Origin of the sequence: uncultured Aquabacterium sp. (assembly GCF_947366995.1) — a bacterium.
Classification (GTDB): Bacteria; Pseudomonadota; Gammaproteobacteria; order Burkholderiales; family Burkholderiaceae_C; genus Aquabacterium.
Genome location: NZ_CANBCC010000094.1, coordinates 1 through 13,099 on the forward strand (window position 1 = coordinate 1; position 13,099 = coordinate 13,099).

The 13,099-nt window shown below is 63.2% G+C and carries 13 protein-coding genes and 1 pseudogene; 13 read left to right on the plus strand and 1 reads right to left on the minus strand.

What is annotated here, in order from left to right:
- The first annotated feature begins 157 nt into the window (after positions 1-157).
- The 13 genes from Q0Z44_RS17160 to Q0Z44_RS17220 all read left to right on the plus strand — a co-directional run bounded on the left by Q0Z44_RS17160 (position 158) and on the right by Q0Z44_RS17220 (position 12,610).
- Positions 158-484, plus strand: coding sequence for a hypothetical protein (locus tag Q0Z44_RS17160; RefSeq protein ID WP_298015035.1), 327 nt, complete (start codon positions 158-160; stop codon positions 482-484).
- A complete protein-coding gene (locus tag Q0Z44_RS17165; RefSeq protein WP_298015037.1) occupies positions 481-1,362 on the plus strand; it encodes a nitrilase family protein in 882 nt (293 codons plus the stop codon). Before Q0Z44_RS17160 ends, Q0Z44_RS17165 begins: the two co-directional genes overlap by 4 nt.
- A gap of 26 nt (positions 1,363-1,388) precedes the next feature.
- Positions 1,389-2,549, plus strand: coding sequence for a substrate-binding protein (locus Q0Z44_RS17170; protein WP_298015038.1), 1,161 nt, complete (start codon positions 1,389-1,391; stop codon positions 2,547-2,549).
- Positions 2,550-2,611: 62 nt separating this feature from the next.
- On the plus strand, positions 2,612-3,448 hold the full coding sequence (locus tag Q0Z44_RS17175) for a branched-chain amino acid ABC transporter permease (protein WP_197483812.1): 837 nt from the start codon (positions 2,612-2,614) through the stop codon (positions 3,446-3,448).
- Positions 3,441-5,234 carry an ATP-binding cassette domain-containing protein gene (locus Q0Z44_RS17180; RefSeq protein WP_298015042.1) on the plus strand — a complete coding sequence of 598 codons (1,794 nt, stop codon included), beginning with the start codon at positions 3,441-3,443 and terminating at the stop codon, positions 5,232-5,234. Before Q0Z44_RS17175 ends, Q0Z44_RS17180 begins: the two co-directional genes overlap by 8 nt.
- Positions 5,231-5,938, plus strand: a complete 708-nt coding sequence (locus Q0Z44_RS17185; RefSeq protein ID WP_006402481.1) for an ABC transporter ATP-binding protein — start codon at positions 5,231-5,233, stop codon at positions 5,936-5,938. Before Q0Z44_RS17180 ends, Q0Z44_RS17185 begins: the two co-directional genes overlap by 4 nt.
- 21 nt (positions 5,939-5,959) lie before the next feature.
- The gene (locus Q0Z44_RS17190; RefSeq protein ID WP_298015046.1) at positions 5,960-6,649 is read left to right on the plus strand and encodes an urease subunit beta; all 690 of its coding nucleotides are present in this window, start codon (positions 5,960-5,962) and stop codon (positions 6,647-6,649) included.
- A 3-nt stretch (positions 6,650-6,652) separates the two neighbouring features.
- Positions 6,653-8,368 (plus strand): urease subunit alpha, encoded by a 1,716-nt coding sequence (gene ureC, locus Q0Z44_RS17195; RefSeq protein WP_298015048.1) that lies wholly within the window; start codon positions 6,653-6,655, stop codon positions 8,366-8,368.
- A gap of 10 nt (positions 8,369-8,378) precedes the next feature.
- Complete coding sequence (gene ureG, locus Q0Z44_RS17200) at positions 8,379-8,993, plus strand: urease accessory protein UreG (protein WP_006402478.1); 615 nt, start codon at positions 8,379-8,381, stop codon at positions 8,991-8,993.
- Positions 8,990-9,805, plus strand: coding sequence for an urease accessory protein UreD (locus tag Q0Z44_RS17205; RefSeq protein WP_298015050.1), 816 nt, complete (start codon positions 8,990-8,992; stop codon positions 9,803-9,805). Before ureG ends, Q0Z44_RS17205 begins: the two co-directional genes overlap by 4 nt.
- An 18-nt stretch (positions 9,806-9,823) precedes the next feature.
- Positions 9,824-10,318 carry a hypothetical protein gene (locus tag Q0Z44_RS17210; RefSeq protein WP_298015052.1) on the plus strand — a complete coding sequence of 165 codons (495 nt, stop codon included), beginning with the start codon at positions 9,824-9,826 and terminating at the stop codon, positions 10,316-10,318.
- Positions 10,287-11,033 carry an urease accessory UreF family protein gene (locus tag Q0Z44_RS17215; protein ID WP_298015054.1) on the plus strand — a complete coding sequence of 249 codons (747 nt, stop codon included), beginning with the start codon at positions 10,287-10,289 and terminating at the stop codon, positions 11,031-11,033. The genes Q0Z44_RS17210 and Q0Z44_RS17215 overlap by 32 nt, the downstream gene beginning before the upstream one ends.
- A 29-nt stretch (positions 11,034-11,062) precedes the next feature.
- The gene (locus Q0Z44_RS17220) at positions 11,063-12,610 is read left to right on the plus strand and encodes an ABC transporter substrate-binding protein (protein ID WP_298015056.1); all 1,548 of its coding nucleotides are present in this window, start codon (positions 11,063-11,065) and stop codon (positions 12,608-12,610) included.
- On the opposite strand, the pseudogene Q0Z44_RS17225 reads toward Q0Z44_RS17220, so the two are convergent.
- Positions 12,609-12,749 (minus strand): annotated as a pseudogene (locus tag Q0Z44_RS17225) (IS481 family transposase); the annotation flags it as partial. The gene Q0Z44_RS17220 and the pseudogene Q0Z44_RS17225 sit on opposite strands and share 2 nt — an antisense overlap.
- Positions 12,750-13,099 lie beyond the last annotated feature (350 nt).

Genomic DNA, 13,099 nt, shown 5'->3' on the forward strand with positions numbered 1-13,099 from the left:
ATCCACAGCCAGCCTTCACAGGTTGGCCAATAGCCCTGGCTCAAAATTCAATCGGTGGCTCAATTTTGAATCGGCGCCAACAAGAAAGGCGTGAGGCAACTGCTGATCGCCGTGCCTTAGAGCTGCTGCAAGACTCGTTGTTTCAACAAACCACTTGATGGCCCGCACGCACCAATTTCGTGCGGCGGCACCAGATTGGACGTTTTCTGCGTTCGGTCTGAGCAGATATCGACCACTGCACAAGACCGTATTAGGCGCTTTATTGCCAGCGCCATCGCTCTCAAAAATTGGCATGTTATTTGCTTTTATTGATGAGCTTTCAAGTTCCAGACGCATCCTGCCCAACTGTCGCATCACGCCAAGTCATGTCATGTCATATGAATTGATACCGGCACGCTTTCCATCCTCTCCTGTTTCGAGTCCTTCGGCAAAGGCAGGAGTTTGGTTTTGTAATGCCCAAAGCGGCAAGGGACACAGCACATGAGCACCCATGAAGAAAGCGGGCTCAAGATAGCCTGCTTGCAGTTCAGCCCGCTGTTTGGTGACGTTGCCGGGAATCTGCAGCGCAGTATTGCCATGATCGAGAAGGCCGCTGACGCAGGCGCACGGATTGTGGTCCTGCCCGAGCTTGCCAACACGGGATACACGTTCAAGTCGCGTGCCGAGGCGTTTGAACTGGCCGAACCTGTGCCTGACGGTCGCAGTACCCAAGCCTGGGCCGAAGTGGCCGCTTGCCGCAACCTGATCATCGTGGCCGGGATCACCGAGCGCGAGGACAACTGCCTGTACAACAGCGCGGTCGTGCTCGACCCGTCGGGGACGCTGGGAACATACCGCAAGCTGCACCTCTGGGGTGACGAAAACCTGTACTTCGAGCGTGGCAATCTTGGCGTTCCGGTATTCGCCACGCCTTACGGCCGGATCGGTGTTGCCATTTGCTACGACGGATGGTTTCCCGAAGTGTTTCGCCTTGCCGCAGTGCAGGGCGCCGACCTGATGTGCGTACCCACCAACTGGGTGCCCATCCCTGGACAGCAGCCAGACCAGCCTCCCATGGCCAACATCCTGCATATGGCGTTAGCACACAGCAATTCCATGGTCATCGCCTGTGCCGATCGCGTAGGAGTGGAGCGCGGCCAGCCGTTCATCGGTCATAGCCTGATCGTAGGTCACACGGGCTGGCCAGTGGCTGGCCCCGCCAGCGGCAGCGACGAGGAAATTCTCATTGGAGAGGTGAGCCTGAGCGCCGCCCGTCGCGACCGGAACTGGAACAGCTTCAACCACCCGCTGCGCGACAGGCGCACGGACTTCTATGCCGAATCCCTCGGTGTCGGCCTCAACCCCAACCTCAACAAGCGCTGATGCGCTGCATTTAGGAAATCTCGAACATGACAAAGACGCGTAACTTTGTGCTTGGCATCAGCCTGGGCCTGGCTTTCTGCGGGGCCACCTACGCCGCGGATGCGATCAAGATCGGCGTGCCGGTGGGCCTGAGCGGCGCGAACAGCGTCCTCGCGCCCTCGGTGGTGCAGGCCGCCGAGCTGGCGGTGGAGGAAATCAACGCCAAGGGTGGCGTGCTCGGCCGCAAGCTGGCGCTGGAGATCGCCGACGACGGTTCGGGCGCGCAGGGTGCCCAGCGCGCCTACGACAGCCTGGTGTTCCAGAAGAAGGTCGACGCGATCGTTGCGATGGAGAACAGCGCGGCGCGCAACGCCGGCCTGCCGATCATCAATCGCGGCAAGGTGCCGATGATCTACACCTCCTTCTACGAGGGCCGTTCGTGTTCGCCGTGGATGTTCGTCAACGCCTGGGTGCCCGAGCAACAGGTGGCGCCGGTGGTCGACCAGTTCATGGGCAAGGAGGGCGCGAAGAAATTCTTCCTGATCGGCAGCGACTACGCCTTTGGCCGCGGCATGCTGGAATTCACGCGCAAGTACATCCAGAGCAAGGGCGGTACCGTGGTTGGCGAGGAATACCTGCCGATGGATGGTTCCGACTGGACCGCGGTGATCTCGAAGCTGCGCTCGGCCAACCCCGACGCGCTGATTACTTCGACGGCCGGCGGTGTCCCCAACGTGACGTTGACCAAGCAGCTGCGCGCGGCCGGCATCAAGATTCCGTACGGCAATCTGGCCTTGGACGAAGGCACGGCCAAGACCATGGGGGGCGATGCGGAGGGCATCTACATTTCGGCGTCGTACCTGTCGAGCCTCGATAACCCGGCGAACAAGAAGTTCCTGGAGGCCGCCAAGGCGAAGTTCGGCAGCAAGCTGGAGACGCCGAACGAGCTCTCCGAGCCGCTGTACGAAGGCATCCATGCCTACGCCGCCGCGGTGCAGAAGGCGGGCAGCACGGACGCCGCCAAGGTCGTCAAGGAGCTGGCCAAGGTGTCGGTGCAGGGCCCGCGCGGCACCATCGTGATGAACAAACAGCACCATGCGCCGCTCACCATGTACTTGGGCAGGGTCAAGGGCGACGGTTCCGTCGAGGTCATCAAATCCTTTCCCAACGTCGACCCGGGCGAGCAATGCCCGCGTCTGGCCGACTGATGTCAAGCGGCGCGGAGCCGGCAGGCTCCGTGCATCCTTCATAGACTAACAAGAGGTTCACAGTGGGCGTTCTGACCCTCGATATCCTGACGACCGCGGCCATCCTGTTCGCGGTTGCCGCCGGGCTGATGATCATCCTCGGGGTGATGAAGCTCATCAACTTTGCGCACGGGGCGTTTCTGACCACCGGCGGCTACGTCGCGTATCTCACTGGCGCCGCGGGTATCAGCCCGTGGCTGTCGATTCCATTGGCCGGCGTGCTGGGCATGGCGGCGGGCCTGGTCATCGAGCGCGTGATCGTGCGGCCGCTGTATGCCCGGCCATTGGACGCCATCCTGGCCACCTGGGGCCTGGGCATCGTGATCGGGCAGGTGATCACGCTGACCTTCGGGCGGGGCGTGCAGTTCGCGCCGTCGCCGCTGAGCGGCACCACCGCGCTGTTCGGCGTCGACTATTCCGCTTACCGCCTGGCCGTGGCGCTGATTGCGGTGCTGATCGCGGGCGCGCTGAGCGCGTTGCTCAGCTTCACCCGCTTCGGCCTGAACGCGCGCGCCGTGATCATGAACGAAACGCTGGCGCGGGGCTTGGGCATCGACAGCGCAAAGGTGCGGGCCATCACGTTCGGCATGGGCGCGGGCCTGGCCTGCGCGGCCGGCGCCTTGATCACGCCGCTGCTGTCGGTCGATCCGAACATGGGGCTGCCCTGGCTGGTGAACAGCTTCATGCTCGTGATGATCTCCGGCGTGTCGTTCCCCAGCCTGCTGATCGCGTCGATCGTGCTGGGCGGCGCGCAGGTTCTGGTCAGTACCTATGTCAGTCCCATCCTCGGTGGCATGACGATCGTGGCCCTGGCTGCGTTGGTTCTCCGCTTCAATCCCAGAGGTTTCAGCCGTGCCTGACATTCGCCCATCGATGTCCATCACGCATCGCACCGCCCTGACCGGCTGCCTGGTCGGCCTGGTCGTGGTCGCGGTGGCGCCCTTCGTGCTGGACACATACCTGACCAATATCCTGATTCGCACGCTGTTCCTGGCAGCGGTCGTGATGACGGTCGACATTCTGTGGGGCTATGTCGGCATCCTGACGTTCGGCCAGTCGGCCTTCTTCGGGATTGGCGCCTATGCCTGCGGCCTGGTCTTCACCCACTACGGCTTTGGCCCGGGCTGGGCCCTGGCGGCGCTGGCGCTCGCGCTGGGCGCGGCGGCCATCGTGGCGGCGGGAACGGGCTGGCTGGCCTTCTTCCATGGCGCCTCGCCGCTGTACGCCTCCATCATTACGCTGGCGCTGCCGATCGTGCTGACCCAGCTGATCTTTTCGGGCGGCAACTGGACGGGGTCGTCCAGCGGCCTGTCGGGTTTCCCGACGTATTACTGGGATCTGGAGGTGTGGTTCTGGCTGGCCGGGGTCTTCCTGGTGCTGACCACGACGGGCGGCTGGCTGCTGGTGCGCAGCGACTTCGGCCGCGTGCTGGTCGCCATCCGCGAGAATGAAGAGCGCTGTGCTTACCTCGGGATTCCGGTGTCGCGCATCAAGATCATGCTGATGATTCTTTCGGCGATGATCGCGTCGGTTGCCGGTTTCGGCTATGCCGCGTTCTCCAACGTGGTGGCGCCGGAACTGGCGGGCTTCCAGCTCGGTACCGAGCTGCTCATCTGGACCGCGCTGGGCGGACGCGCCACCTTGCTGGGGCCGGTGATCGCGGCCATCGGCATCGACACCATGTCGTCGTGGCTGTCGGGCGCCATGCCATTCCTGTGGAAGCTGCTGACCGGTATCGCCTTCGTGGTCGTCATCGTGCTGCTGCCGCGCGGTTTCGCGCCGCTGGTGGGCGCGCTGTGGCGCAAACTGCGGCCCCGTCACGCGGTGGCCGCGCCGGTGGTCAAGCTGACGCTGGCGCCGGTCAAGCTGATGATGCAGTCGAACGAGAGCGCGTCGCCGCCGCTGCGCATCGAACACCTGTCCCGCAGATATGGCAGCCTGCACGTGCTGCGCGACGTGAACCTGGTCGGCAATGCCACCGAGCTGCTCGGCATCATCGGGCCGAACGGCGCGGGCAAGACCACGCTGATGCGCTGCATCAGCGACGGCAACGAGCGAACGGACGGCAAGATCCATGTCAACGGGGTGGAAATCGGTCGCGGCTCGCCGCAGCACGTAGTGGGACTGGGCGTGGGCCGCAGCTTCCAGAACACCAACCTGTTCGACACGCTGACGGTGGGCGAATGCCTGAAGCTGGCCCGTTACCGGCTCGACGGCGCCAGGCTGTTCGACCGCGGCGACACCGTGGCGCTGCCGCAGCCGGCCATGGATATCCTGCAAGCCACCGGACTGGACCAGAAGCTTGGCGAGGAGACCCGCAATCTGTCGCACGGCATGAAGCGCGGGCTCGAACTGGCCATGGTGCTGGCGGCCGAGCCTTCGGTGCTGCTGCTGGACGAGCCCACCGCCGGTTTGACGCGCCCCGAGCGCATGGTGATCGGCAAGGTGCTGACGCGCCTGACACGCGACTTTGGACTATGCATCGTCATCATCGAGCATGACCTGGACTTCGTGCGCGAGATCAGCAACCGCGTGGTCGTCCTGCACCAGGGAGCCATCCTGATGGAAGGCACGGTGGATGAAGTGGTCGCATCTGACCTCGTCAAGGCGGTGTACGCCGGTCATACGGAGAAAAAGGCAGCATGACGAACGCATTGCTCCACGTCGATAGCCTCAACAGCGGGTACGGCTCGGCCGCCGTGCTGCGGGATGTTTCGCTGACCATCGACCCCGGCGAGATCCTCGTGGTCCTGGGCAAGAACGGCATGGGGAAGTCCACGTTGCTGAAGACGCTGATGGGTTTCGTGCGTCCGTTCAGCGGCACGGTGAGACTTGATGGCAAGGACGTCACCGGCACCTCGCCGCATGTCATGGCGCGCTCGGGCGTGGCGCACGCGCCGCAGGAACACACGCTGTTCCAGGACCTTACCGTCGAAGAGAACCTGCGCCTGGGGGTTCTGTCGGACGCGGTGTTCCGCGAACGCCTGCCTTCGGTTGAAATCGTATTTCCCCGCATGATCGAGCGCCTGAAGCAACGAGCCGGGACCCTGTCGGGCGGCGAACAGAAAATGTTGCTGATGTCGCGTGCGCTGATTGCTCGCCCCAGACTGATGCTGGTCGACGAAATCAGCGAAGGCTTGCAACCGAGCATGGTCGATCGCATGGCCGAGGCGCTGGTACGCGCTCGCGATGAACTGGGCATCTCCGTGCTGCTGGTCGAGCAGCATTTGGACTTCGCGCTGTCTGTGGCCAACCGCTTCATGGTGCTGAAACTGGGAGAGATCGTCGAGCAGGGCTGGGTGGATGATCCGGATGCGACCCGAAACCTCTCGACTCACCTGGCAGTTTGACTTCGAGGCAGGAATATAGCCATGCGTCTGTTCCCCCGCGAAATCGATCGCTTGCTGTTGCATCAGGCGGCGAGCCTGGCCAAAGCACGCAAGACACGAGGGCTGTTGCTGACTGAGCCCGAGGCGCGCGCCCTCATCGCCGATGCCATATGCGAAGGCGCACGCGAGGGCGGGACGGTCTCCGACATGGTGGCCCTGGCTTCCAGGCAGCTTACCGACGACGAGGTCATGCCCGGCGTGGCAGAGCGCATCGACGTCGTCATGGTCGAGGCCTTTTTCCCAGACGGGCAAAAGCTGGTGTGCGTGCATGATCCGATCGGTCCCGGCAAGCATGGGCACCTGCAGGCTGCCAGCGAGCCGCGTTGGCGGCTCGACAGCGCGCCGATCCTCGTCAATCAGGGGCGTCCTACGCAGCGCCTGCGTGTCGAGAGCACGGCAGACCGACCCATTCAGGTCGGTTCTCACTACCATTTTTTCGAAGTCAATCCGGCCCTGAATTTCGATCGTGCCGCTGCCTACGGTTTTCGGCTGGACATTGCTTCGGGGACCACGTTGCGCTTCGAGCCGGGCGACACCCGTGATGTCGACTTGGTGGCCATCGGTGGAGCACGCGTCGTGTATGGCTGCGCCGGCCTGGTCAATGGTGCCCTGGATGACCCGGAGGTACGCGACGCTGCAATGTCTCGGCTGACAGCTTTTCTGCAGGAGTAACCGATGGCGCATCGTATCGAACGCTCCCGGTATGCACAGCTTTACGGCCCGACCACGGGCGACTGTGTCCGGCTGGCGGATACCGGGCTGTGGGCCCGGATCGAGCGCGACTTTTGCGCAGGCGGTGACGAGCTGGTGTTTGGCGCCGGCAAAACCCTGCGGGCGGGAACCGGCTGCGACGGCGCACTGACTGCAGCGGACGGCATCCTGGATCTGGTTGTCACCAATGCGCTCATCATTGATGCGGTGGCGGGCATCATAAAAGCGGACATCGGCATCAAGGCCGGGCGCATTGTGGGCATAGGCAAGGCCGGCGATCCCAACATCATGGACGGTGTGACGCCGGGCCTCACCGTCGGCGTCAATACCGACATCCGTGCCGCCGAGGGACTGATCGTGACAGCGGGCGGCATCGATTGTCACGTGCATTTCATCGACCCGGGACAGGTGGACGAGGCCCTGTGCGGAGGCATCACCACCTTGATGGGCGGCGGCCTGGGGCCGACTACCGTGCCGATCGCTTCCACCGGCACGCGCAATCTTGGGCTCATGCTGCAGGCGGCCGAGGCGTTCCCGGTCAATTTCGGCTTCATTGCCAAGGCGGCATCGCATGCCGTCGAGCCGCTGATCGAGCAACTGGCCTCGGGCGCGGCCGGGCTCAAGATCCACGAGGACTGGGGCGCCAGCGCCGCCGTGATCGACGCCGCGCTGAAGGCCGCGGACATCGGTGGCGGACAGATCCAGCTGCATACCGACACGCTGAACGAATCCGGCTTCGTCGAGCACACCATGCGCGTGATCGGCGACCGCTGCATCCATGCGTATCACGTGGAGGGCGCGGGCGGCGGACATGCGCCGGACATCATCCGCATTTGCAGCCGGGCCAACGTGCTGCCTTCGTCGACCAACCCCACCAATCCGTTCACGATCAATACCTTCGACGAACACTTCGACATGGCGATGACCAGCCATTATCTGAATCCGCGCTTGCCGGAGGATGTGGCCTTCGCCGAAAGCCGTATCCGGCGCGAAACCATCGGTGCGGAGGATGTGCTGCACGACCTCGGCGCGATCAGCGCCATCGGCTCGGACAGCCAGGGCATGGGCCGCATCGGAGAGACGATCGCGCGTTCGTGGCAATTGGCCGAGCACATGCGGGATCTGCGCGGCAGCCTGCCTCCTGATCGCGGCACCGGTGCGGACAACTTCCGCATCTTGCGCTACATCGCCAAATACACCATCAACCCGGCACGCATGTTCGGCATCGATGCCGAGGTGGGGTCGATCGAACCGGGCAAGCTGGCCGACTTGGTCTTCTGGCGTCCCGACAGTTTTGGCGTCAAGCCGGAACTGGTCATGAAGTCGGGCTTTCCTGTCTGGGCCCCGGTGGGCGAGGCCAATGCATCGCTGATGACATGCGAGCCGCTGCGCTACCGCCCCATGTGGGGATATTTCGGCCGTGCGCCGCAAGCGCTGGGCGTGCGTTTCGTGGCACCGCCTTCCATTGCCGCCGACGTGGGCCGCCGCCTGGACCTCAAGGCGGCCCTGGTGCCGGTGGCCGACACGCGTGGTTTGACCAAGCGAAACATGCTGTTCAACGATACGGTGTCCGACATCACGGTGGATCCGGAAAGCTTTCGCGTCTCTATCGACGGCGAAGCCATCGACAGCGTGCCGACCGCAAGGGTGACACTGGGCGCATCCTTCATGCTTAAGTAGGGAGAGGTTCATGGCTGCAGTACGTCTGGGAATAGGCGGGCCGGTGGGCAGTGGGAAGACGCGTCTGGTCGAACGCCTGCTTCCGGTATTCGCCCAGGAGGGCATTTCGGTCGCGGTGATCACCAATGACTTGGTCACGCGCGAAGATGCCGAGCGTGTGCGGCGTTCTGGCCTGATTGACCCCGAGCGTGTGCTTGGTGTTGAAAGCGGCGCATGCCCCCATACGGCGATTCGCGAGGATCCGTCAGTGAATATCGAGGCTGCCGAGTGGCTGGAGCGTCGGTTTCAGCCCGACGTCATCGTGATCGAGAGTGGCGGCGACAACCTGGCTGCCACGTTTTCCAGCGAGTTGGTGGACTGGTGGGCCTTTGTCATCGATGTCGCGGGTGGCGATGACATCCCGCGCAAACGCGGGCTTGGCGTACTGCGCGCCGATCTGCTGGTAGTCAACAAGATCGATCTGGCACCGCACGTGGATGCCGACCTGCAACGCATCCGCGCGGACGTGGCCGTGGCCAGGCCCGATCGTCCTTCGGTCTTTACCGACCTGCGCACAGGCGATGGCGTGCGCACCGTCTTCGACGAGATCGTCCGCTCAGCGTTGTTCGGGCGTGTACCTGGATGACAGAGGGCCTGTTGTCAATGCGGCTTGCCCGTGATCGGCACGGACGCACTCGGCTGGTTGAAAAACGGCAGCAGTATCCGCTGACTACGACTACCGTGCTGCCCATGGAGGCCGGCCCTGGCGCGCTGATTTATGTACAGAATGCGGCCGGCGCGGTGTTCGGCGGTGATCGTCTTCACGTCGACGTCTGCATGGAGCCGGGTACGGCTCTATGCCTGTCCACGCCGTCGGCCACACGTATTCAGGGGGACACCCTGGCATTGCAGACCGTGACGGTTTCAGTTGGCGAAGATGCGTTTTTCGAATCGATACCGGACATGCTCATCCCGCACCCGAATGCCGCTTATCGGCAGCGGACGTGCGTGGATCTGGCTGAGGGTGCTTGCGCCATCCTGGCCGAAACCCTGGCGCCCGGTCGGGTAGCCCGGGGAGAGCGCCATGCGTATCACTCGATTTCCCTGCAATTGCTGGCCGGTTTTGGCGGCTGTCCAGTGCTGCGTGATGCCTCGGGTTTTCGGCCTATCGAAGCCAACCCGGCACTGGAAGGCTGCCTGGCAGGAGAGGGCTACGTAGGAAGCCTGTTTGCGCTGACGCAAGCTGGCCTCGCAGACGAGTTGGCCGAACGCATCAGTAACGGGCTGGCCGGTCTACCGGGTGTTTATGGCGGGGCCTCGGCACTGGCTTCGGGACATGGCGCCGTGGCCCGCTTCCTTGCAGGCGACGCGCCCTCGTTGCGTCTGGCAACAAATGCGGCCTGGGATGCGGCGCGTCAGTACATGCGGGGCGAGTCCGCACCCACACTGAGAAAGTAAAGGACACACATGCTTATCGTGAACCACATTCTGGGTCGTGCCGAGGCGCCCCAGTTTATCGACCGTCAACGGGATAGTATAGCCATCCTGTCCGCCGATGCCGGCCGCCGTCGAATCCGCGTTCGCAGTGAACAGGGCGTCGACGTCGGCATTGACCTGTCGCGGCAGAGTTGGCTGTACGACGGCGCGGTCCTGCACGACGACGGTGAGCGCATTCTTGTGGTGGTCCGACAGCCCGAGCCGGTCATGGTGATCGCCCTGGCGCACTTGACCATGCAAGCGGTGTTTCGCATTGGCCATGCCCTTGGAAACCGGCATAGCCCGTCGCAACTGCACGGCAATGAAATCATCGTACCGGTGACCGATACGCCTGAACTTGCCTCGCGACCGGTCCTGGCGCTGGGTCTGGCCGGTCTGGTCCTGCGCTTCGAGGAAAGGCCATTCGCCGCCGAGGCGCCGCCCACTTGCGCGGGCGCGGCGCATGAGCATCATCACCATCACGACCATGGCTGATGGCGTCGATGCCGCGCTGGCCGCTCGTGCCGGCCCGTTGCTTGCACTGATGCAGTTATCGGACTCGGCACTACCCATCGGACGGCATGCGCATGCCATGGGGCTGGAGCGCCTGTTGCGCGACGGGCGCGTGCTCACTGCTGCATCCTTGCGAGACATGATCGTATCGGCGCTGATGCACAGCGTGGCGCGTGCCGACGGTGCTGCCACGGCGCTTGCCCATGATGCAGTGCGGGCGCACGACCTGCAGGCCTTGGCGGCTGTGGACACGCAGCTCGATTTACTGAAGCTGACCAGGCCGGCTCAGGCCGCTTCGCGCCGTTGTGGCAGTCGGCTAGCTTCGCTGGCGGTGTTGCTCAGTTCGAATGTGACGCTTGCGCAGTACACCGCCATGGTGGCCGCCAGACACGCACCTGGGCATCTTGCCGTTGTCTCCGGCGCGGTGTTCGCCGCAGCCGGGGTCAGTCGGGAGGACGCCGTTCTGGCCGAAATGCGGGGAGTGGCTGCGATGATTCTCTCGGCAGCGGTGCGGCTCGACATCGTGGCCGCTGCGGCATCGCAGGAACTCCTGGCTGGCCTGACGCCGGAGATCATCGCCGCTGCGGGCATTGCACTGAGAACCGGACATGACGAGATGGAGTGCAGCGCTGCTGCGGGGCTCGAGATCGCTGCGATGCGTCACGCTCGAGATGACGCGCGCTTGTTCGCAACCTGATTGACGATGAAAGTGAAAGGAAACCCTTGATGCGAGAAGACCGCATATTGCGCGTGGCGCTGGACTGGGCTGTTGATGAGATTGATCCTCCGCGTTCGTTCGGCGGCTGGAACACGGGCCGCGTCGTGCAGCAAACCCATGAAAGCCTGGTGGAAGACGATTTCGATACGGCACCCACGCCGGCTGGCGTGCCCACGCAGATCGTGCCGCGCCTGGCCGAGCATGTGGACATGTCCCAGGACGCTCGCCGCTTTGTTTTTCGACTGCGGGACGGCGTACGCTTTCATGACGGCACGCCGCTGGATGCCGAGGCGGTGGTTCTCAACTACGAACGCATGTGTTGTCCCGAATCGCCGTATTACTCGGCAGTGACTGCCGACTTCAACCGTGCAGGTATCGAACTGGTCGAGGACGTACGCGCGCTTGACGCACGGACAGTGGCCTTCACCCTGAGCCAGCCCTTTCCGGATTTCCTGCGCTATATGACCCAGGAGGATGCACCGGGTGCGCAGTCGCTGATCAGCCCGACTGCAATCCGCGAACTGGGCCCCGACGGGTGTGCGGACCGAGCACCCGGGACCGGTGCCTTTCGCTTCCATCGCCGGTTCGATACGCCCGGTGGCTCGGCTGTGGAACTGTTGAGGAACGAGCACTACTGGGCCGGGCCGCCTTCGATCGACGGTATCCAGTTCCTACCCTATCCGGACCAGGAAGAGCGCGTTCGCGCGTTGACGCAGGGCAGGGTGGATATTGCATACAGCCTGGAGGGCTCGGATCTGGCCGAACTGGCGTCGCGCGGGTTTACCGTCCCAGAGTTTTCGCCACCCTACCTTTGGTATCTGATATTCAATCTGCGGGATCCGAACATGGCCGACGTGCGTGTGCGTCAGGCCATTGCTCATGCCGTCGATCGTCAGGCGCTCTGCGACGAACTGTTTCCGGGCGCGGCCGCACCGGCCGTGAGCGCGATCCCCCCGGGTGCGCCGGCACACGACCCGAATGCCTGCACGGAGCGTTATCCGTACGATCCCGACCGCGCACGCAAGCTGCTGGCTGAAGCGGGAATGGCGCATGGCATGACACTCGAGGTGGAGGGAGCGCAGGCCGGCTCGGCACAGCTGAACTCTGGATCGATCTACAAGCGTCTGGCGCACGATCTTGACCAGGTGGGCATCCACCTGAATGTGAGGCTGCATCCGGATTGGGTGGCCTACTGTAACCAGTGGCGGGCAGGGGCTCCGGCAGGCGTGGCTTTCAGCGAGATGAGCTGGGGAATGTCATGCGATTTGTGGCTTGCACAGATTCTGCACGGAGACAATGCGTCGCCACACGGATTCAACGTAGGCTACAACAAGGATGTCATACTGGACGATTTGCTGGACCGCGCACGGGTTACTTTGGCGCCTACCGATAGAGCTGCGCGTTACCGGGCTGCCGATGCACGCGTCATGGAAATGTTGCCCATTCTTCCTTTGTTCACATCGCGGCGTGGCATGATCGCCTGGTCGCCGAGGGTGACTGGTTTGACGGTTGTCAACCAGTGTTGGCAGGATTTTCGACGAGTAGGTTTGAAGTGACAGGCTCGGCAGGTATGAAATCCGACAAGCGTGAAAAACCGGCCTGGGCCAGTACGCAGCTCACTGTGCTCTTGAAGACACCCAGTGCCTAGACAATGCGCACCTGGGTCAGTCGCTTGCGACGCAGTTTGGCGATGGCGTGATCTTGCCTCGGTTACACGTACAGCAACTCATGCAGCCGTGCGGGTGGTTTTGTCGTCGACCGGGGTAAGGTCGTCGATCAGGTGTTTAGGCGCTGCTGATTGAAAGAGCCCTCAACCCATTCGACGATATCCAAGCGACCTTGTGCCCGGACTTCGTAGCGCCTCCGAGGTTGTTGCGATGGCGTTAAATGCGTTGCGCGCCGCTGAGGGCAAAACGCGTTTCCACACAACCTCGGTCGAGAGCGGACGTATAGGGCCATATGTTTAGCAGCTAAACAGGTGAGCAGGATGGCTGTTGACGCCGACCGAAAACTGAGCCACTTTTTGATGTGATGCCGACCCAAAA

Coding starts and splice junctions, on each gene's coding strand:
- Q0Z44_RS17215 (WP_298015054.1), top strand. CDS start 10,287: ATGAGCATCATCACCATCACGACCATGGCTGATGGCGTCGATGCCGCG.
- Q0Z44_RS17170 (WP_298015038.1), top strand. CDS start 1,389: ATGACAAAGACGCGTAACTTTGTGCTTGGCATCAGCCTGGGCCTGGCT.
- Q0Z44_RS17190 (WP_298015046.1), top strand. CDS start 5,960: ATGCGTCTGTTCCCCCGCGAAATCGATCGCTTGCTGTTGCATCAGGCG.
- Q0Z44_RS17165 (WP_298015037.1), top strand. CDS start 481: ATGAGCACCCATGAAGAAAGCGGGCTCAAGATAGCCTGCTTGCAGTTC.
- Q0Z44_RS17185 (WP_006402481.1), top strand. CDS start 5,231: ATGACGAACGCATTGCTCCACGTCGATAGCCTCAACAGCGGGTACGGC.
- ureC (WP_298015048.1), top strand. CDS start 6,653: ATGGCGCATCGTATCGAACGCTCCCGGTATGCACAGCTTTACGGCCCG.
- Q0Z44_RS17160 (WP_298015035.1), top strand. CDS start 158: ATGGCCCGCACGCACCAATTTCGTGCGGCGGCACCAGATTGGACGTTT.
- Q0Z44_RS17205 (WP_298015050.1), top strand. CDS start 8,990: ATGACAGAGGGCCTGTTGTCAATGCGGCTTGCCCGTGATCGGCACGGA.
- ureG (WP_006402478.1), top strand. CDS start 8,379: ATGGCTGCAGTACGTCTGGGAATAGGCGGGCCGGTGGGCAGTGGGAAG.
- Q0Z44_RS17220 (WP_298015056.1), top strand. CDS start 11,063: ATGCGAGAAGACCGCATATTGCGCGTGGCGCTGGACTGGGCTGTTGAT.